General features: G+C 74.7%; 14 protein-coding genes. 13 read left to right on the plus strand and 1 reads right to left on the minus strand.

What is annotated here, in order from left to right; translation table 11 throughout:
- The first annotated feature begins 143 nt into the window (after positions 1-143).
- A complete protein-coding gene (gene smc, locus DMB38_RS27325) occupies positions 144-3716 on the plus strand; it encodes a chromosome segregation protein SMC (protein WP_125937375.1) in 3573 nt (1190 codons plus the stop codon).
- Between the two features lie 81 nt (positions 3717-3797).
- The gene (gene ftsY, locus DMB38_RS27330) at positions 3798-5009 is read left to right on the plus strand and encodes a signal recognition particle-docking protein FtsY (RefSeq protein ID WP_125937376.1); all 1212 of its coding nucleotides are present in this window, start codon (positions 3798-3800) and stop codon (positions 5007-5009) included.
- Between the two features lie 124 nt (positions 5010-5133).
- Here ftsY and DMB38_RS27335 read toward each other — a convergent pair whose 3' ends face one another.
- Positions 5134-5823: a bifunctional DNA primase/polymerase gene (locus DMB38_RS27335; protein WP_125937377.1), complete on the minus strand. Its 690-nt coding sequence runs from the start codon at positions 5821-5823 to the stop codon at positions 5134-5136.
- A 403-nt stretch (positions 5824-6226) separates the two neighbouring features.
- Between DMB38_RS27335 and DMB38_RS27340 the strand changes: the two genes are divergently transcribed.
- The 11 genes from DMB38_RS27340 (at position 6227) to trmD (ending at position 19268) form a co-directional block, all read left to right on the plus strand.
- Positions 6227-7750, plus strand: coding sequence for a hypothetical protein (locus tag DMB38_RS27340; RefSeq protein ID WP_125937378.1), 1524 nt, complete (start codon positions 6227-6229; stop codon positions 7748-7750).
- Positions 7751-8004: 254 nt separating this feature from the next.
- Positions 8005-9339 carry an ammonium transporter gene (locus DMB38_RS27345; protein ID WP_125937379.1) on the plus strand — a complete coding sequence of 445 codons (1335 nt, stop codon included), beginning with the start codon at positions 8005-8007 and terminating at the stop codon, positions 9337-9339.
- Positions 9336-9674: a P-II family nitrogen regulator gene (locus DMB38_RS27350; RefSeq protein ID WP_027771544.1), complete on the plus strand. Its 339-nt coding sequence runs from the start codon at positions 9336-9338 to the stop codon at positions 9672-9674. The genes DMB38_RS27345 and DMB38_RS27350 overlap by 4 nt, the downstream gene beginning before the upstream one ends.
- A gap of 403 nt (positions 9675-10077) precedes the next feature.
- A complete protein-coding gene (locus DMB38_RS27355; RefSeq protein WP_240662762.1) occupies positions 10078-12651 on the plus strand; it encodes a [protein-PII] uridylyltransferase in 2574 nt (857 codons plus the stop codon).
- Positions 12652-12750: 99 nt separating this feature from the next.
- Positions 12751-14298 carry a signal recognition particle protein gene (gene ffh / locus DMB38_RS27360; RefSeq protein WP_047018327.1) on the plus strand — a complete coding sequence of 516 codons (1548 nt, stop codon included), beginning with the start codon at positions 12751-12753 and terminating at the stop codon, positions 14296-14298.
- A 77-nt stretch (positions 14299-14375) separates the two neighbouring features.
- Complete coding sequence (proS, locus tag DMB38_RS27365) at positions 14376-15803, plus strand: proline--tRNA ligase (RefSeq protein WP_125937381.1); 1428 nt, start codon at positions 14376-14378, stop codon at positions 15801-15803.
- A 239-nt stretch (positions 15804-16042) separates the two neighbouring features.
- Positions 16043-16633 (plus strand): hypothetical protein, encoded by a 591-nt coding sequence (locus DMB38_RS27370; RefSeq protein ID WP_047018329.1) that lies wholly within the window; start codon positions 16043-16045, stop codon positions 16631-16633.
- 350 nt (positions 16634-16983) lie between these two features.
- On the plus strand, positions 16984-17487 hold the full coding sequence (rpsP, locus tag DMB38_RS27375) for a 30S ribosomal protein S16 (RefSeq protein WP_125937382.1): 504 nt from the start codon (positions 16984-16986) through the stop codon (positions 17485-17487).
- Between the two features lie 2 nt (positions 17488-17489).
- On the plus strand, positions 17490-17729 hold the full coding sequence (locus DMB38_RS27380) for an RNA-binding protein (protein ID WP_027771538.1): 240 nt from the start codon (positions 17490-17492) through the stop codon (positions 17727-17729).
- 163 nt (positions 17730-17892) lie between these two features.
- Positions 17893-18462, plus strand: coding sequence for a ribosome maturation factor RimM (rimM, locus tag DMB38_RS27385; RefSeq protein WP_125937383.1), 570 nt, complete (start codon positions 17893-17895; stop codon positions 18460-18462).
- Entirely contained in the window at positions 18459-19268 is an 810-nt protein-coding gene (trmD, locus tag DMB38_RS27390) for a tRNA (guanosine(37)-N1)-methyltransferase TrmD (protein ID WP_125937384.1), read from the plus strand. Before rimM ends, trmD begins: the two co-directional genes overlap by 4 nt.
- Positions 19269-19276: the final 8 nt, after the last annotated feature.

A 19276-nucleotide genomic window follows, 5' to 3' on the forward strand; every position in this document is an offset into this window, starting at 1 on the left:
ATCCCCCGGCAGGGAACCCGCCCCGGAGCCGGCACCCCGGGGGTGATGCTCCGTAATTGATGTGCCCCGGCGGTTACCCAGTGAAACCGGCTTGCGCGATAGAGTCTCCGGCACATGTTTCGTCGCCGGAGGAGAGCTCGCCAGTGCACTTGAAGGGCCTCACGCTCCGGGGGTTCAAATCCTTCGCCTCCGCCACCACCCTCCGCTTCGGGCCGGGCATCACCTGTGTCGTCGGCCCGAACGGCTCGGGAAAGTCCAACGTGGTGGACGCGCTGTCCTGGGTGATGGGGGAGCAGGGGGCGAAGTCCCTCAGGGGCGGCAAGATGGAGGACGTCATCTTCGCCGGGACCACCGGCCGGCCGCCCCTCGGCCGCGCCGAGGTCTCGCTGACGATCGACAACTCCGACGGCGCGCTGCCCATCGACTACTCCGAAGTGACCATCACCCGGACGATGTTCCGCAGCGGCGGCAGCGAATACCAGCTCAACGGCGACACCTGCCGCCTCCTCGACATCCAGGAACTGCTGTCGGACTCCGGCATCGGCCGCGAGATGCACGTCATCGTCGGCCAGGGCCAGCTCGACTCCGTCCTGCACGCCGACCCCTCGGGCCGCCGCGCCTTCATCGAGGAGGCCGCCGGCGTCCTCAAGCACCGCAAGCGCAAGGAGAAGGCGCTGCGCAAGCTGGACGCGATGCAGGCCAACCTCGCCCGCGTCCAGGACCTCAGCGACGAACTCCGCCGCCAGCTCAAGCCGCTGGGCCGGCAGGCCGCCGTCGCCCGCCGGGCCGCCGTCATCCAGGCCGACCTGCGCGACGCCCGGCTCCGGCTGCTCGCCGACGACCTCGTCACCCTCCGCGCGGCCCTCTCCGCCGAGATCGCCGACGAGGCGGCGCTGAAGGAGCGCAAGGAAGCCACCGAGGCCGAGCTGACCGCCGCCCGCGCGCGCGAATCGGCCCTGGAGGAGCAGGTGCGGGCCCTCACCCCGCGGCTCACCGAGGCGCAGGGAGCCTGGCACGAACTCGGCCAGCTCGCCGAGCGGGTCCGCGGCACCGTCAGCCTCGCCGACGCCCGCGCCAAGCACGCCACCGCCGCCCCCGAGGAGGAACGCCGCGGCCGTGACCCGGAGGACCTGGAGCGCGAGGCGCAGCGCATCCGCCAGCAGGAGGCCGAGCTCGAAGCCGCCCTGGAGGCCGCCGAACGGGCGCTGGAGGACACCGTCGCCCACCGGGCCGAACTGGAGCGCGAACTCGCCGCGGAGGAGCGGCGGCTGAAGGACGCCGCCCGCGCCGTCGCCGACCGCCGCGAACGGCTCGCCCGGCTCAGCGGCAAGGTCACCGCCGCCCGCGGCCGCGCCGCCTCGGCGCAGGCCGAGATCGACCGGCTGGCCACCGCGCGCGACGAGGCGGAGGAGCGCGCCGCGGCCGCGCAGGAGGCGTACGAGACGCTGAAGGCCGAGGTCGACGGGCTGGCCGGGGACGAGAGCGACCTGGCCGCCGAGCAGGAGGCGGCGAAGAGCGCCCTCAAGGCGGCCGAGGCCGAGCTGACCGCCGCCCGGGACGAGACCGCCGAGGCCGAACGCGCCCGCGCCGCCACCACCGCCCGCCGCGACGCCCTCGCCCTGGGCCTGCGCCGCAAGGACGGCACCGGCACCCTGCTCCAGGCCCGCGACAAGCTCACCGGCGTGCTCGGCCCGGCCGCCGAACTGCTCACCGTCGCCCCCGGGTACGAGGTCGCCGTCGCCGCCGCGCTCGGCGCCGCCGCCGACGCCCTCGCCGTCTCGGGACCCGCCGCCGCGGCCGACGCGCTGCGGCTGCTGCGCAAGCACGACGCCGGGCGCGCCGCGCTGCTCCTCGGCGACGCCCCGTACGAGCCGCTGCCCGACGGCGAGCTGCCGCCCGGCGCCCGCCACCTCGCCGCCCTGGTCGCGGGCCCCGACCAACTGCTGCCCGCCGTGCGCCGGCTGCTGGCCCGTACCGTGTACGTCGCCACGCTGGAGGAGGCGGAGGACCTCGTCTCGCTCCGGCCCGAGCTCACCGCCGTCACCGCGGAAGGCGACCTCTTCGGCGGCCACTTCGCCCACGGCGGCTCCGCCGGCGCCCCCAGCCTGCTGGAGGTGCAGGCGTCCGTCGACGAGGCGGCGGCCGAGCTGACCGAGCTGGACGCCCGCTGCCTGCGGCTCCGCGACCGGCAGGAGGCGGCCGTCGCCCGGCGCGCCGAGTGCGCCGCGCTCGTCGAGGAGCTGGGCGGCCGGCGCAGCGCGGCGGACCGGGAGAAGTCCCGCGTCGCCGGCGAGCTGGGCCGGCTCGCCGGGCAGGCCCGCGCCGCCGCGGGCGAGGCCGAGCGCAGCGCCGCCGCGGCGGCCCGCGCGGAGGAGGCCCTGGCCCGCGCCGGAGCGGAGGCGGAGGAACTGGCGGCGCAGTTGGAGACCGCCGAGGAGGAGGCCGGCGCCGCCGAGGACGGCGACGACGGCTCCGACACCTCCGTACGCGACCGGCTCGCCGCCGACGGCGCCAACGCCCGGCAGACCGAGATGGAGGCCAGACTCCAGGTCCGTACCCACGAGGAGCGCGTCAAGGGCCTCGCGGGCCGCGCCGACGGTCTCGACCGCGCCGCCCGCGCCGAGCGCGAGGCCCGCACCCGGGCCGAGCGCCGCCGCGCCCGGCTGCGGCACGAGGCGGCCGTCGCCACCGCGGTCGCCGCCGGTGCCCGGCAGCTCCTCGCGCACGTCGAGGTCTCCCTGGCCCGCGCCGAGGAGGAGCGCGCCGCCGCCGAGCGGGCCCGCGCGGAGCGCGAGCAGGAGCTGGGCCGGCAGCGCCGGCTCTCCCGTGAGCTGGCCGGCGAGCTGGACAAGCTCACGGACTCCGTCCACCGCGGCGAGGTGCTGGGCGCCGAGAAGCGGCTGCGCATCGAGCAGTTGGAGGGCCGGGCGCTGGAGGAGCTGGGCGTCGAGCCCGCCGACCTGGTGGCGGAGTACGGGCCCGACCAGCCCGTACCGCCGTCGCTGCCCGCCGAGGGCGAGGAACTGCCCGAGGATCCGGAGCATCCGCGCAACCGGCCGCGGCCGTACGTGCGCGCCGAGCAGGAGAAGCGGCTGAAGGCCGCGGAGCGCGCGTACACCAAGCTGGGCAAGGTCAACCCGCTGGCGCTGGAGGAGTTCGCGGCGCTGGAGGAGCGGCACAAGTTCCTCACCGAACAGCTCGACGACCTCAAGCGCACCCGCGCCGACCTGCTCCAGGTGGTCAAGGAGGTCGACGAGCGCGTCGAGCAGGTCTTCACCGACGCCTTCCACGACACCGCCCGCGAGTTCGAGGGCGTCTTCTCCCGCCTCTTCCCCGGCGGCGAGGGCCGGCTGATCCTCACCGACCCGGACGACATGCTGAACACCGGCGTCGAGGTGGAGGCGCGGCCGCCGGGCAAGAAGGTCAAGCGGCTGTCGCTGCTCTCCGGCGGCGAGCGCTCGCTCACCGCGGTGGCGATGCTGGTGGCGATCTTCATGGCCAGGCCGAGCCCGTTCTACGTGATGGACGAGGTCGAGGCCGCGCTGGACGACACCAACCTGCAGCGGCTGGTGCGGCTCATGCAGGAGCTGCAGCGCACCTCGCAGCTCATCGTGATCACGCACCAGAAGCGCACGATGGAGGTCGCCGACGTCCTCTACGGCGTCTCGATGCAGGGTGACGGCGTCTCCAAGGTGATCAGCCAGCGGCTCAGCTGAGCCCTCCGCGCCCGCGCCCGCGGGCCGGAAGTGGGCGGGGTGCCGCGAACACTTCCCCGGCGGGCGATACTGGTGGGCGTTATGGACATCATCCTCATCGTCATCGCCATTGCCGTCGTCGCAGTCCTCGTCGCGGGCGGCCTGGTCGTCGGCTCCCGCCGCCGGAAGCAGGTACCCCCGCCGCCGTCGCCCGGCACCACGACCCCCGCCGAGCCGCAGGTCGGCGAGGAGGCGGGGGAGCCCGGCGACGAGCAGCGCAGGACCATCGAGGAGGTGGACCTGCCGGGCGAGGCCGCCGCCACCGGCACCGTCGTCGCCGAGCCGCCGGCGCCCGCGCCGGAGCTGGAGGTCCCCGCGCCGTCGGCCGGGCGCCTCGTCCGGCTCCGCGCCCGGCTGGCCCGCTCGCAGAACTCCCTCGGCAAGGGCCTCCTCGGCCTCCTCTCCCGCGAACACCTCGACGAGGACACCTGGGAGGAGATCGAGGACACGCTGCTCACCGCCGACGTCGGCGTGCAGCCGACGCAGGAGCTGGTGGAGCGGCTGCGCGAGCGCGTCAGGGTCCTCGGTACGCGCACGCCCGAGGAACTGCGCGCGCTGCTCCGCGAGGAGCTGCTGGCGCTCGTCGGCACCGAGGCCGACCGGTCGCTGGACACCGCCGAGTCGGTCGGCCCCGAGGGCGGCGAGGTGCCGGGCGTCGTGCTGGTCGTCGGCGTGAACGGCACCGGCAAGACCACGACCACCGGCAAGCTCGCCCGGGTGCTGGTCGCCGACGGCAAGTCCGTGGTGCTGGGCGCCGCGGACACCTTCCGGGCCGCCGCCGCGGACCAGCTCCAGACCTGGGGCGAGCGGGTCGGCGCGCGTACCGTACGCGGACCGGAGGGCGGCGATCCGGCGTCCGTCGCGTACGACGCGGTGAAGGAGGCCATCGACGAGGGCGCCGACGTGGCGCTCATCGACACCGCGGGGCGGCTCCACACCAAGACCGGGCTCATGGACGAGCTGGGCAAGGTCAAGCGGGTGGTGGAGAAGCACGGGCCGGTCGGCGAGGTGCTGCTCGTGCTGGACGCCACGACCGGGCAGAACGGGCTGGTGCAGGCGCGGGTCTTCGCGGAGGTCGTGGACATCACCGGGCTGGTGCTGACGAAGCTGGACGGCACCGCCAAGGGCGGCATCGTGATCGCCGTGCAGCGGGAGCTGGGCGTGCCGGTCAAGCTGGTGGGCCTGGGCGAGGGCGCGGACGACCTGGCGCCGTTCGAGCCCGAGGCGTTCGTGGACGCGCTGATCGGCGACTGAACCGCTTGCCCCGGGCCGACCCCCGCCGACCCCGCCGGGCAGGGGGGCCGTCCCGCCGTCCGGGCGGCCGGTGGAGCGGACCGCACGCACGCCGCCGGTGCCCGCCGGTACGCGGGCGCCGGGGTCAGCCCGCGCGCAGCCAGGCGCTCTGCGCGTACGCCAGCGTGCCCAGCAGCAGCCGGGCCGGCGGCGGGCCGCCCGCCGTGTCCAGCGTCGGCGGGCGCAGCCAGCGCACCGGGCCGAGGCCGCGCAGATCGCAGGGCGGTGCGAGCAGATAGTCGCCCCGGCCGAGGCAGCGCAGGTCGAGCCGGGCGCCGTCCCAGCCCATCCGGTAGAGCAGCCGGGGCAGCTCGGCGGCGGCGCCGGGGGCGACGAAGAAGTGCGCCCGCCCGTCCGGGGTCGCGCAGACCGGGCCGAGCGGCAGCCCGAGGCGCTCCAGCCGCGGCAGCGCCCGCCGCCCCGCGACGGCGCTCACCTCCAGGGCGTCGAACGACAGGCCCACCGGCAGCAGCACCGCTGCTCCCGGCGTGCCCGCCCAGGCGTCCGTCACCTCGTCCAGCGGGGTGCCCGCGGGGACCGGGCGGGCGTCCGGCAGCGGGTGCTCCCCGGGGGCGGGGCAGGCGGCGCCCCGCGCGCACGAGCAGACGCGCCCGCCGCCGTCGCCGCGCACCAGCGGCGCGCCGGGCAGCACGTCCCAGCCCCACAGCCCGGTGTACTCCGCCACCGCCGTCGCCGCGTGTCCGGCGGACGTACGGGCGCGCCGGACGGATCCGATGTCGCGTCGGCCGCGGATGCCGCCGATCGGGAAACCCATGCCCCCTCCAACTGCTCGCCGGTGCGGTCGGTCACTCCGCACGCCTCACTCACAGCAGTTTGCTGGTAACACTGTGTTGTCGGGGAGGTGTATCCGGGGTGTGATGGCGCGCCAGGGGGTAGCGTGACCCGCGGCGCGCGCCCTGCCGGGCGTCACCTCGAACGCTGCGATGCCGTCCCTCGTCAAGTCAACCGCGTGTCAGCGGCGCCGTGTTCACTCGTAGGGGTGGCGAATGGTGGCGTTTCCGGGATCGCGCTCGCGAAACCGTGATCGTAGGATTACTTTCAGTGCCAGCGGCGGCGGCATGCGACAGGTGGATATGCCAACGGCAGGAATTCCCACCGGGCTTCGGGGGCTTCGGTTCCGGGGATAATCCGGGGCGTACCACGACGGCCGAGGCGGGATGGGGGCGTTGGAGTTGGACGGCACGGGCGGCAGCCGGACCGGCGCCACCGGCGCGGGCAAGGGCCCCAACGAGGAGCTCACCTCCTGGTTCCTGCGCAGCGGGTGGTCCAAGGGCGAGCTGGCCAGGCAGGTCAACCGCCGGGCCCGCCAGCTCGGCGCCCACCACATCAGCACCGACACCTCCCGCGTCCGCCGCTGGCTCGACGGCGAGCAGCCGCGCGAGCCGATCCCGCGGATCCTCTCCGACCTGTTCTCGGAGCGCTTCGGCCGCGTCGTCGGCGTCGACCAGCTCGGACTCCACGCCGCCCGCCCCCGCCCCGCCGTCTCCGGCATCGACCTGCCGTGGAACGCCGCGGAAACCGTCGAGCACATCAGCGAGTTCTCGCGCAGTGACCTCATGCTCGCCCGCCGCGGCTTCCTCGGCACCTCGCTGAACGTCGCCGCGGGCCCCGTCCTCGTCGAGCCCATGCAGCGCTGGCTGGCGCACCCTCCCGGGTCCGGCGGCCCTGCGGCCCCCGTGCCCGCCCCGGCCGCCGCCTTCGCCGCGCCCGCCGGCGTCCCGCCCTGCGCCCTCTCCGGGCCCGAGCTGGCGCTGCTGGAGACCACCACCGCCAAGTTCCGCCAGTGGGACGCCCAGTGCGGCGGCGGGCTGCGCCGCAAGGCCGTCGTCGGGCAGTTGCACGAGATCACCGACCTGCTCCAGGAGCCGCATGCGCCCGCGGTCGCCGAGCGGCTCTTCCGCATCACCGCCGAACTCTCCCAGCTCGCCGGCTGGATGAGCTACGACGTGGGCCTCCAGCCCACCGCCCAGAAGTACTTCGTGCTGGCCCTGCACGCCGCCAAGGAGGCCGGCGACCGGCCGCTCGGCGCGTACGTGCTCTCCAGCATGGCCCGGCAGATGATCCACCTCGGCCGCGCCGACGACGCCCTGGAGCTGATCCACCTCGCCCAGTACGGCAGCCGCGACAGCGCCACGGCCCGTACCCAGTCGATGCTGTATGCGATGGAGGCACGCGCGTACGCCAACCTCGGCCGCCCGGACCGCTGCCACCGGGCCGTCCGCATGGCCCAGGACTGCTTCGAGGAGATCGACCCCGACGGCTCCGAGCCCGACTGGATCCGCTTCTTCTCCGAGGCGGAACTGAACAGCGAGAACGCCCACTCCTACCGCGACCTCGCCTACGTAGCGGGCCGCAGCCCCACCTACGCCGCCCTCGCCCGGCCCGTCATGGCGCGCGCCGTCGAGCTCTTCGCCGCCGACGCCGAGCGGCGCCGCTCGTACGCGCTGAACCTTGTCGGCCTCGCCACCGTCCACCTGCTGGAGGAGGATCCCCGGCAGTGCGCCCTGTGCGCGGGCGAGGCGCTGACCGTCGCCCGCCAGGTGCGCTCCGAGCGGGTCAACACCCGGCTGCGCAAGACCGTCGACACCGCCGTGCGCCGGTACGGCGCCGTGGGCGAGGTCGCCGACCTGGCCGACCGGCTCGCCCGCGAACTGCCCGAGACCGTGGAAGCCGCCGGCTGATTCGAACCCGCGGCTCCCCGGCACCCGGCCACCCTGGCCCGTCCCCCGGACGGGCCGCCCCCGTGGTGCGTGCGAGAGTAACCCCGCCCGCCCGCGCCCGCGGGAAGTTCATCGCCCTGTAACACCTCCGTGGCCTTCGTCACGCCCCCGAAACACCGGGGGGCGGTGGCGGAAACCCCGCTGCGCCAGCCTCGTGCGCATTCCGGCCCGCACCACTTCTGCCCGCACGGGCCGCACGAGGAGGAGACGCGACGTTGAATGGCGCCGATACCGCATTTGTACTGATCAGCGCGGCGCTGGTCATGTTGATGACGCCCGGTCTTGCCTTCTTCTACGGGGGCATGGTGCGGGTCAAAAGCACCCTGAACATGCTGATGATGAGCTTCATCTCGCTCGGGATCGTCAGCATCCTGTGGGTGCTCTACGGCTACAGCCTCACCTTCGGCGACGACATCGGCGGCGGCGTCCTCGGCGACCTCGACCACGCCGGCATGGCCGGGATCACCCCCGAGACGCTGACGGGAGGCGACGAGGGCATCCCGGTGCTCGCGTTCGCCGCCTTCCAGCTCATGTTCGCCATCATCACCCCCGCACTCATCAGCGGCGCCCTCGCGGACCGGGTGAAGTTCACCGCCTGGGCGCTCTTCATCGCCCTGTGGGTCACGATCGTCTACTTCCCCGTCGCGCACTGGGTCTGGGGCCCGGACGGCTTCATCGGCCTGAACGGCGACATCAAGGCCATCGACTTCGCGGGCGGCACCGCCGTGCACATCAACGCCGGCGTCGCGGCGCTGGCCGCCGTGCTCGTCGTGGGGAAGCGCATCGGCTTCAAGAAGGACCCGATGCGGCCGCACAACCTGCCCTTCGTGCTGCTGGGCGCCGCGCTGCTGTGGTTCGGCTGGTTCGGCTTCAACGCCGGCTCCGAGCTGGCCGCCGACGGCGTCGCCGCGACGATGCTCCTCAACACCCAGGTCGCCACCGGCGCCGCCGTCGTCGGCTGGCTGATCTACGAGAAGTGGCGGCACGGCTCGGTCACGATGCTCGGCGCCGCGTCCGGCGCCATCGCGGGACTGGTGGCGATCACCCCGTCCGGCGCGTCGGTGAACGCCATGGGCGCGCTGGCGGTGGGGATCATCGCCGGGGTCGTCTGCGCCTGGGCCGTGGGCCTGAAGTACAAGCTGGGCTATGACGACTCGCTCGACGTCGTCGGCGTCCACCTGGTCGGCGGTATCGTCGGCACGCTCGCGATCGGCTTCTTCGCCATCGACGAGATCGGCCTCTTCTACGGCGGCGGTCTCGAGCAGCTCGGCCGGCAGGCGGCGGGCGCGGGCGTGGTGCTCGTCTACACGTTCGTCGTCACCTGGCTCCTTGCCAAGGGCATCGACCGCCTGGTGGGCTTCCGGGTCGGCGAGGACGAGGAACTCGCGGGCGTGGACCGTTCGCAGCACGCGGAGAGCGCGTACGACTTCAGCGGCGTGGGCTCGGCGGCGGTGGCCGCGGCGCCGGGAGCGGCGTCCGTGGGCGGTCAGGCGTCGGGCACGGACAGGGCGACGGCGGCCGCGGCCGCGGACAAGAGGGTTGACGCGTGAAGCTCATCACGGCAGTGATCAAGCCGCACCGGCTGGACGAGGTGAAGGAGGCCCTCCAGGCCTTCGGCGTGCAGGGGCTGACGGTCACGGAGGCCAGCGGCTACGGCAGGCAGCGCGGTCACACCGAGGTGTACAGGGGCGCGGAGTACACGGTGGACCTCGTGCCGAAGGTGCGTATCGAGGTGCTGGTGGAGGACGACGACGCCGAGCAGTTGGTGGAGGTCGTGGTGAAGGCGGCACGGACGGGCAAGATCGGCGACGGCAAGGTGTGGAGCGTCCCGGTGGACACGGCGGTACGGGTCCGCACCGGCGAGCGCGGCCCCGACGCGCTCTGACCTGGCGGTCGGCGACCCCCGCCCACGGCCGGGCCCGCAAGGGTGCGGGCCCGGCCGTGGGCGGACCAACTGGCGGGAGTACGTGGGTGACGGAGACCGGACGGCAGCGGCCGGGGGGATACACGGGCGGGGAACTGGCGGAGGCGGGGACCCCCGGAGGCGCCGGGGGCCCTCGCGGGGGACACCGGGCGCCGGCCGGGTGGCTTCCCGGACGGGGCCCGCCCCGGCAGCGCCCGGGGAGGGTGCGCGCCCCGGCGGAGCGCCCGTGTCCGGGGACGGGGCCGGGAGCGGCCCGCCGGCCGGGGAGAAGGACCCGCAACCGGCGCGCGGCACCGCGCACTCCGTACCGGGATCCGCCGCATCCGGCGCCCCGCCGGCCGAGGAGTCCTACGCCGCCGCCCGGGTGCGGCTGCTCGACGCCGAGGGCGGCGCGCCGCGGCGGGCCGCGCTGGCGCGGGCCACCGACCGCTGGCTCGCCGGCCTGCTCCACGGGGCGGCCGGCGGCGCCGTATCGGGGTCCGTATCCGGTGCCGGCCCCGGTGACGCCCGCGGGCTCCGCGGTGTCGCCCTGGTCGCCGTCGGGGGCTACGGGCGCGGGGAGTTGTCACCCCGCAGCGATCTCGATCTGCTCCTCCTCCACGACGGCTCCCTCCGGCCCGCCGGACTCGCCGCCCTCGCCGACCGGCTCTGGTACCCCGTCTGGGACATGGGCCTGGCCCTCGACCACTCCGTACGCACCTCCGCGGAAGCGCTCAAGACCGCCGCCGACGACCTCAAGGTCACCCTCGGCCTGCTCGACGCCCGCCACGTCGCCGGGGACGCCGCGCTCACCTCCGCGCTGCGCACCGCCGTCTTCGCCGACTGGCGCAACCGCGCCGCCCGCCGCCTCCCCGAACTGCGCGAGCTGGGCCGGGAGCGGGCCGAGCGCCACGGGGAGCTGCAGTTCCTGCTGGAGCCCGACCTCAAGGAGGCCCGCGGCGGCCTCCGCGACGCCACCGCCCTGCGCGCCGTCGCCGCCTCCTGGCTCGCCGACGCCCCCCGCGAAGGACTGGACCGCGCCCGCGCACGGCTCCTCGACACCCGCGACGTGCTGCACCTGACCACCGGCCGCGCCACCGACCGGCTCGCGCTCCAGGAGCAGGACCAGGTCGCCGAAGCCCTCGGCCTGCTCGACGCCGACACCCTGCTGCGCGAGGTCTACGAGGCCGCCCGCACCCTCGCGTACGCCACCGACGTCACCTGGCGCGAGGTCGACCGCGTCCTGCGCGCCCGCGGCGGCCGCCGCGGCGCCGCCCGGCTGCGGAACCTCATCGGCTCCGGCCAGCGCGGCCCCGCCGAGCGCACCCCCCTCGCCGACGGCGTCGTCGAGCAGGACGGCGAGGTCGTCCTCGCCCGTACCGCCCGCCCGGCCCGCGACCCCGTGCTGCCGCTGCGCGCCGCTGCCGCCGCCGCGCAGGCGGGACTGCCGCTGTCGCTGCACGCCGTACGGCTGCTGGCCGCGCAGACGCCGCCGCTGCCCGTGCCGTGGCCGGACGAGGCGCGCGAGCAACTGGTGACCCTCCTCGGCGCCGGCGAGGCCACCGTGCAGGTGTGGGAGAGCCTGGAGGCGGAGGGGTTCCTCACCCGGCTGCTGCCCGACTGGGAGCGGGTACGCTGCCGCCCCCAGCGCAACGCCGTGCACCGCTGGACCGTCGACCGCCACCTCGTGGAGACCGCGGTACGGGCCGCGGCGCTCACCCGCCGCGTCGGCCGTCCCGACCTGCTGCTGGTCGCCGCGCTCCTGCACGACATCGGCAAGGGCTGGCCGGACGGCCCGGGCGGGCACAGCGCCACCGGCGAGACCATCGCCCGCGACATGGCCCGGCGCATCGGCTTCCCGCCCGCCGACGTCGCCGTCGTGGCCACGCTCGTACGCCACCATCTGCTGCTCGTCGAGACCGCCACCCGGCGCGACCTGGACGACCCCGCGACCGTACGCCTCGTGGCCGACGCGGTCGGCGGGCGCGGCACGCTGGAGCTGCTGCACGCGCTCACCGAGGCCGACGCGCTGGCCACGGGGCCCGCGGCGTGGAGCGCCTGGCGCGCCTCGCTCGTCGCCGACCTGGCGGGGCGGGTCGGCGCCGCGCTGGCCGGCGAGCCCCCCGGGGCGGTCGAGGAGCGGGCCGAGCGGGCCCCCGGGGCGGCGGAGGAGCGGCTCGCGGTGGAGGCGTGGCGTACCCGCGCCCCGGCGCTGATGCTGCGCGCCAGGACCGAGGAGCCGCCGCCCGCGGAGGCGGAGCCGGAAGACGCGGCGGGTACGGAGCGGGCCGGCGCCCTGCCGCTGGGCGTGGAGCTGCTGGTGGCCCTCCCCGACCGCCCCGACGCCATGGCCGCGCTCGCGGGCGTACTGGCGCTGCACCGGCTGACCGTACGCACCGCGGAGCTGCGCCCCCTGCGGCTGCCGCCGGGGGTGGCGGACGGCCTGGAGCCCGCGCCGGACCCCACCGGCACCCCTGCCGGCCCCGGGCGCGCGGCCGGCCCCGGCACCTCCGACGACCCCGACGACCCGCACGTCCTCCTCCTCAACTGGCGCGTCGCGTCCGAGTTCGGCTCGCTTCCCGCCGCCGACCGCCTCCGCGCCGACCTCCTGCGCGTCCTCGACGGCACGCTCGACGTTCCCGCCCGCCTCGCCGAGCGGGAGAAGGCGTACCGCCCCCGCCGCCGCGGCACCCCCGGCCCGCCGCCCCGCGTCACCGTCGCCCCCGGCAGCTCCCAGCACGCGACCGTCATCGAGGTCCGCGCCCAGGACGCCCCCGGCCTGCTGCACCGCATCGGCCGGGCGCTGGAGGCGGCCGGGGTGCGGGTGCGCGGCGCGTACGTCAGCACCCTCGGGGCCAACGCCGTCGACGCCTTCTACGTCACCGACCCCGCCGGCCGCCCCCTCGCCGACCGCGCCGCCGACGAGCTGGCCGGGAGGCTCCAGGCGGCGCTGGTCTGAACCGGTCCGCCGCGCACCGCCGGTCCGCACGCGCCGCCGGGCGGATACCCTGGAGAGCCGACATCGCCTGACCACCCGAGCCAAGGAATCGCGAACGCCGTGTTCGATACGCTCTCCGACCGCCTAGCAGCGACCTTCAAGACCCTCCGGGGGAAAGGCCGGCTGTCCGAGGCGGACATCGACGCCACCGCGCGGGAGATCCGCGTCGCCCTCCTGGAGGCGGATGTCGCGCTGCCCGTCGTACGGGCCTTCATCAAGCAGGTCAAGGAGCGCGCGCTCGGGGCGGAGGTCTCCCAGGCGCTCAACCCCGCCCAGCAGGTCATCAAGATCGTCAACGAGGAGCTCGTCGGCATCCTCGGCGGCGAGACCCGCAGGCTGCGGTTCGCCAAGACCCCGCCGACCGTGATCATGCTCGCGGGCCTCCAGGGCGCGGGCAAGACGACCCTCGCGGGCAAGCTCGGCAAGTGGCTGGCGGGCCAGGGGCACACGCCCCTGCTCGTCGCCGCCGACCTCCAGCGCCCCAACGCCGTCAACCAGTTGCAGGTCGTCGGCGAGCGCGCCTCGGTCGCCGTCTACGCCCCCGAGCCGGGCAACGGCGTCGGCGACCCGGTGCGGGTGGCCAAGGACTCGATCACCCACGCCCGCGACAAGCAGTACGACGTGGTGATCGTCGACACCGCCGGCCGCCTCGGCGTCGACGCCGAGATGATGCAGCAGGCCGCCGACATCCGGGACGCGGTCGGCCCCGACGAGATCCTCTTCGTCGTCGACGCGATGATCGGCCAGGACGCCGTCAGCACGGCCGAGTCGTTCCGCGACGGCGTCGGCTTCGACGGCGTGGTGCTCTCCAAGCTCGACGGCGACGCCCGCGGCGGCGCCGCGCTGTCGATCGCGCAGGTCACCGGCAAGCAGATCATGTTCGCCTCCAACGGCGAGAAGCTGGACGACTTCGACGCGTTCCACCCGGACCGCATGGCGTCCCGCATCCTCGGCATGGGCGACATGCTGTCGCTGATCGAGAAGGCGGAGCAGACCTTCAGCCAGCAAGAGGCCGAGAAGATGGCGGCCAAGCTGGCGAAGGGGCCGAAGGAGTTCACGCTCGACGACTTCCTGGCGCAGATGGAGCAGGTCCGCAAGATGGGCTCCATCTCCAAGCTGCTCGGCATGATGCCGGGCATGGGCCAGATGAAGGAGCAGATCAACAACCTCGACGAGCGGGACGTGGACCGTACCGCGGCGATCATCAAGTCGATGACGCCGGGGGAGCGCCACGACCCGATGATCATCAACGGCTCCCGCAGGGCCCGGATCGCGCGCGGCTCCGGCGTCGAGGTCAGCGCCGTGAAGAACCTGGTGGAGCGGTTCTTCGAGGCCCGCAAGATGATGTCGAAGATGGCCCAGGGCGGCGGCATGCCGGGGATGCCGGGCATGCCCGGGATGCCGGGCGCGGGCGGCGGCGGCAAGCGCAAGGGCAAGCAGCAGAAGAAGGCCAAGGGGCGCCAGCGCAGCGGCAATCCGATGAAGCGCAAGGCCGACGAGCAGGCCGCGGCCGAGCGCCGGGCCGCCTCGGGCAGCCCCTTCGGCGGCGGCGCGGAGCAGCCGCCGCAGGACTTCGAGCTGCCGGAGGAGTTCAAGAAGCTGCTGTGACGGCGGCGGCCGGCGGGCCGGCGGGGGCCTCGTAAACCGTTACCTGCGGCCCGCGGCCGGCCCCTACGATCTCCGCCATGGCAAAGGCACCCGTACTCACGCCCCAGGCGGACGACTTCCCGCGCTGGTACCAGGACGTCATCACCAAGGCCGAGCTGGCCGACAACGGCCCGGTGCGCGGCACGATGGTCATCCGGCCGTACGGGTACGGGCTGTGGGAGCGCACGCAGCGGGAGATGGACGACCGGATCAAGGACGCGGGCGCGCAGAACGCGTACTTCCCGCTCTTCATCCCGGAGTCCTACCTGGCCAGGGAGGCCGACCACGTCGAGGGCTTCGCGCCGGAACTGGCCGTCGTCACCCACGGCGGCGGCAAGGAGCTGGAGGAGCCGGTCGTCGTCCGGCCCACCTCCGAGACGATCGTCAACGACTACTTCGCCAAGTGGGTGCAGAGCTACCGCGACCTGCCGCTGCTGATCAACCAGTGGGCCAACGTGGTGCGCTGGGAGCTGCGGCCGCGGATGTTCCTGCGCACGACGGAGTTCCTGTGGCAGGAGGGGCACACCGCGCACGCCACGTACGAGGAGGCGCGCGACTACGCGGCCCGTATCCAGCGCGACGTGTACGCCGACTTCATGGTGAACGTGCTGGCGATCGACGTGCTCCCGGGCCGCAAGACCGCCGCCGAGCGGTTCGCCGGCGCCCTCAACACCCTGACCCTCGAAGCGATGATGCGCGATGGCAAAGCGCTGCAGATGGGCACCAGCCACGAGCTGGGCCAGAACTTCGCGAAGGCGTTCGGCACGCGGTACCTGACCGCGGACGGCGCCCGCGAGCACGTGTGGCAGACCTCCTGGGGCTCCACGACCCGCATGGTCGGCGGCGTGATCATGGTGCACGGCGACGACGACGGGCTGCGCGTCCCGCCGCGGCTGGCGTCCGTGCAGGCGGTGGTGCTGGCCGTGAAGGGCGACGAGGCGGTGCTCGCCAAGGCGCGCGAGGCCGGCGACCGGCTGGCCGCCGCCGGGGTACGGGTCCGGGTCGACGACCGCGTCGACGTCCCCTTCGGACGGCGGGCGGTGGACTGGGAGCTGAAGGGGGTGCCCGTACGGGTCGAGATCGGCCCGCGCGACCTGGCCGCCGGCACCGCGACGCTCGTCCGGCGGGTGCCCGGCACCAAGGAGCCGGTGGCGCTCGACGCGCTCCTGGACGACCGGGCCGGGATGCTGCCGAAGATTCTCGAAGACGATCAGGAACGGTTGCTGGCCGAGTCACGTCGAATGCGTGAGGAGCGGACGACGGACGTGCGGACGGTCGCGGAGGCGGCCGAGGCGGCGGCGGCCGGCGGCTGGGCCCGTATCCCGTGGGCGGACCTCGGTCCCGCGGGCGAGGCCCGGCTGGCGGAGCAGGCCGTGTCGGTGCGCTGCCTGATCGCGGCGGACGGGTCGGTGCCGGGAGCGGACGACGAGCCCGGTACGCTCGCCGTCGTCGCCCGGGCGTACTGATCGTCCGGAGCGGCGGCCTCCGGCGGGACGGTGGAGGCGCACGGTGCGAAGGGCGCATGACGGTGCACAAGCGGTCACGTACGGCTTTGTTGTGACCCGATCATTTAAGCGGCAGACCTCCACAGATCAGCACAGGCGCCCCGGTCCCCACCGCATCATCGCGAACTGACGGGTAGATGCAAATTATTTGGGATGCCGGGAATCGGAACACCGAAGGGGGCTCGCTCGTTACTCCCGACGTGAGCACGACACCACTTGTACTTGCCGCGGAGCTGGCAGCCGCGTGGGCCGAGATTCAGCGGCACCACCCGGAGTTGCCGGACCTCGCCGCGCCGGAATCACTGATCGGGGAGTCCTCGTCCGCCTGCGGGGCGGAGCTGTCCTTCGAGCGACTCCTGCACGAAGCCGTTCATGGCATTGCCGCGGCCCGCGGGGTACGGGACACCTCCCGGGCCGGCCGCTACCACAACAGACGCTTCCTTGCCATCGCCGAGGAGCTGGGCCTCGACCACCCCGACGAGCCGCACCCCAGCAGCGGGTTCTCCCTGGTGACCCTCACCCCGGCCGCCAAGAAGCGCTATCGCGCGGCCGGCGAGCGCCTGCGCAAGGCGCTGCGGGCTCATGACGCGGCCACCGCCGCCGACAGCCCGCGCAGCTTCCGCGGTCCCGCGGCCCGGCACGGGTCGTCCGGCGGCGGTGTGCGGGTGAAGGCCGTGTGCGACTGCGGGCGGAACGTCCGCGTCGTGCCGTCGGTCCTGGCCCAGGCCCCGATCGTGTGCGGCGGCTGCGGCAAGCCGTTCCGCATCCCGGAGCCCGCCGCCGCGGCCTGACCCCGCCGCCGGACTCCCGACCCCCCGATCCCGCCCGAGCGCCGGCCGACCGCCGGACCGCCGGCCGGATCGCGGAGGCGGCCGCCTGAAGCCGTGTGCGCCGCCCCATACGGGTACCTCGCCCAGCCGCCCGTCCGGCACGCCCTCGCGGGCACCGGCGGGCGGTACGAGGCGTGCGACCGCGCGGGCAGGGGCGTCGGGACCGTGTGGCACAATGGTGAGCTGAACTCGGCAGCCGCACAGGACCCCTCTCTCCTCCGGCTGACGCGTCCATCGGGCGCCCGGGCACTGCAACCCCACGCAGCACCTCGGCCGGCCCAATCACGTCAACTTCAGGAGACACCACTCCCGTGGCAGTCAAGATCAAGCTGAAGCGCCTGGGCAAGATCCGGTCGCCGCACTACCGCATCGTCGTCGCCGACTCGCGCACCCGCCGTGACGGCCGGGCCATCGAGGAGATCGGGCTCTACCACCCGGTCCAGAACCCCTCGCGCATCGAGGTCGACTCCGAGCGGGCGCAGTACTGGCTGGGTGTCGGCGCGCAGCCGACCGAGCCCGTGCTCGCCATCCTCAAGGTCACCGGCGACTGGCAGAAGTTCAAGGGCCTGCCGGCGCCCGAGCCGATGAAGGTCCCCGAGCCGAAGGCCGACAAGCGCGCCCTCTTCGAGGCCGCCGCCAAGGACGCCGCCGACGAGCCCAAGGGCGAGGCGGTGACCCCCAAGGCGAAGAAGGCCGACAAGGCCGATAAGGCTGAGAAGGCCGAGAAGAGCGAGAAGTCGGAGAAGGCCGAGAAGGCCGAGAAGAAGGCCGACGCCGAGCCCGGCGAGGCCGCGGCCGAGGCCCCCGGGGCCTGACGATGCTCGAAGAAGCCCTTGAGCACCTGGTGAAGGGCATCGTCGACAACCCCGACGAGGTCGAGGTCAGTTCCCGCAACCTGCGCCGCGGCCGGGTGCTGGAGGTCCGGGTGCACCCCGAGGACCTCGGCAAGGTCATCGGCCGCAACGGCCGTACGGCCCGCTCGCTGCGCACGGTCGTCGGCGCGCTCGGCGGCCGCGGCATCCGCGTCGACCTCGTCGACGTGGACCAGGTCCGCTGACCGGTCGTCGCGCGGACGGACGGAGCAGTCACCGGCACGGGCCGGGGAGGCCGGCAGGCGCCCCGGCCCGTCGCCGTACGCGGGCGGCGGGCCGTCCCGTACGGCCGCGCGGGCCCGGCGCGCACCGGGTGACGGCCGACGACGTACGAAGAGGAAGGCAGCCGTGCAACTCGTAGTCGCGCGGATCGGCCGCGCCCACGGGATCAAGGGCGAGGTCACCGTCGAGGTACGCACCGACGAGCCCGAGCGGCGGCTCGCCCCGGGCGCGGTCCTCACCACGGACCCCGCCGCCGCGGGACCGCTGACCATCGCCACCGGGCGGGTGCACAGCGGCCGGCTGCTGCTGCGCTTCGAGGGCGTCACCGACCGCACCGCCGCCGAGGCGCTGCGCAACACCCTCCTCGTCGCCGACGTCGACCCCGAGGCGACTCCGGAGGATCCCGAGGAGTTCTACGACCACCAGCTCGCCGACCTCGACGTCGTCCTCCGCGACGGCACCCCCGTGGGGCGCGTCGCGGAGGTTGCGCACCTGCCGTACCAGGACCTGCTGGTCGTCGCGCGCCCGGACGGCGGCGAGGCGCTGATCCCGTTCGTCAGCGAGATCGTGCCCGAGATCGACCTCGACGCGCAGCGCGTCGTCGTGGAGCCGCCGCCGGGGCTGCTGGACGTGGCCGTCAGCGGCGGCCGGGACGGTGCGCCGGAAGGCGGCCGCGGGGGAGAGGGCCCGGCGTGAGGATCGACGTCGTCTCGATCTTCCCCGCCTATCTGGAGCCGCTGCGGCTCTCGCTCCTCGGCAAGGCCATCGAGCGCGGCGTGCTCGACGTCCGCGTCCACGACCTGCGGGAGTGGGCGTTCGACCGGCACCACACCGTCGACGACACCCCCTACGGCGGCGGCCCCGGCATGGTCATGAAGCCCGAGCCGTGGGGCGCGGCCCTCGACGCCGTCGCCGGCTCCGGGACCGGCGACCCCGTCCTCGTCGTCCCCACCCCCAGCGGCCGGCCCTTCACCCAGGAACTGGCCGTGGAGCTGGCCGCCGAGCCCTGGCTGGTCTTCGCCCCCGCCCGCTACGAGGGCATCGACCGGCGCCTGGTCGAGGAGTACGCCGGCCGCTACCGGCTGCACGAGGTGTCCATCGGCGACTACGTCCTCGCCGGCGGCGAGGCCCCCGTCCTCGTCATCGCCGAGGCCGTCGTACGCCTCCTGCCCGGCGTCCTCGGCAACGCCGCCTCCCACCAGGACGACTCCTTCGCCCCCGGCGCCATGGCCGACCTCCTGGAAGGCCCCGTCTACACCAAGCCCCCCGACTGGCGCGGCAGGACCGTACCCGACGTCCTGCTCAGCGGCGACCACGGCCGCATCGCCCGCTGGCGCCGCGACCAGGCGCTGCGCCGCACCGCCGAGGTCCGCCCCGACCTGATCGCGCGGGCCGCGCCCGGTGCGTACGACAAGCACGACAGGGCACTGCTCGCCGAACTCGGCTGGGCCGAGGGGCCCGACGGACGATTTTGGCGTACGGGCGCCGACGTGGAAGAATAGGCCGTTGC

Origin of the sequence: Streptomyces sp. WAC 06738, from assembly GCF_003945505.1 — a bacterium.
In the GTDB taxonomy this organism is placed as follows: domain Bacteria; phylum Actinomycetota; class Actinomycetes; order Streptomycetales; family Streptomycetaceae; genus Streptomyces.

Excerpts from the sequence above, each read along its gene's own strand:
- ftsY (WP_125937376.1), top strand. The coding sequence starts at position 3,798 with ATGGACATCATCCTCATCGTCATCGCCATTGCCGTCGTCGCAGTCCTC.
- DMB38_RS27335 (WP_125937377.1), bottom strand. The coding sequence starts at position 5,823 with ATGGGTTTCCCGATCGGCGGCATCCGCGGCCGACGCGACATCGGATCC.
- DMB38_RS27340 (WP_125937378.1), top strand. The coding sequence starts at position 6,227 with ATGGGGGCGTTGGAGTTGGACGGCACGGGCGGCAGCCGGACCGGCGCC.
- proS (WP_125937381.1), top strand. The coding sequence starts at position 14,376 with ATGGCAAAGGCACCCGTACTCACGCCCCAGGCGGACGACTTCCCGCGC.
- DMB38_RS27380 (WP_027771538.1), top strand. The coding sequence starts at position 17,490 with ATGCTCGAAGAAGCCCTTGAGCACCTGGTGAAGGGCATCGTCGACAAC.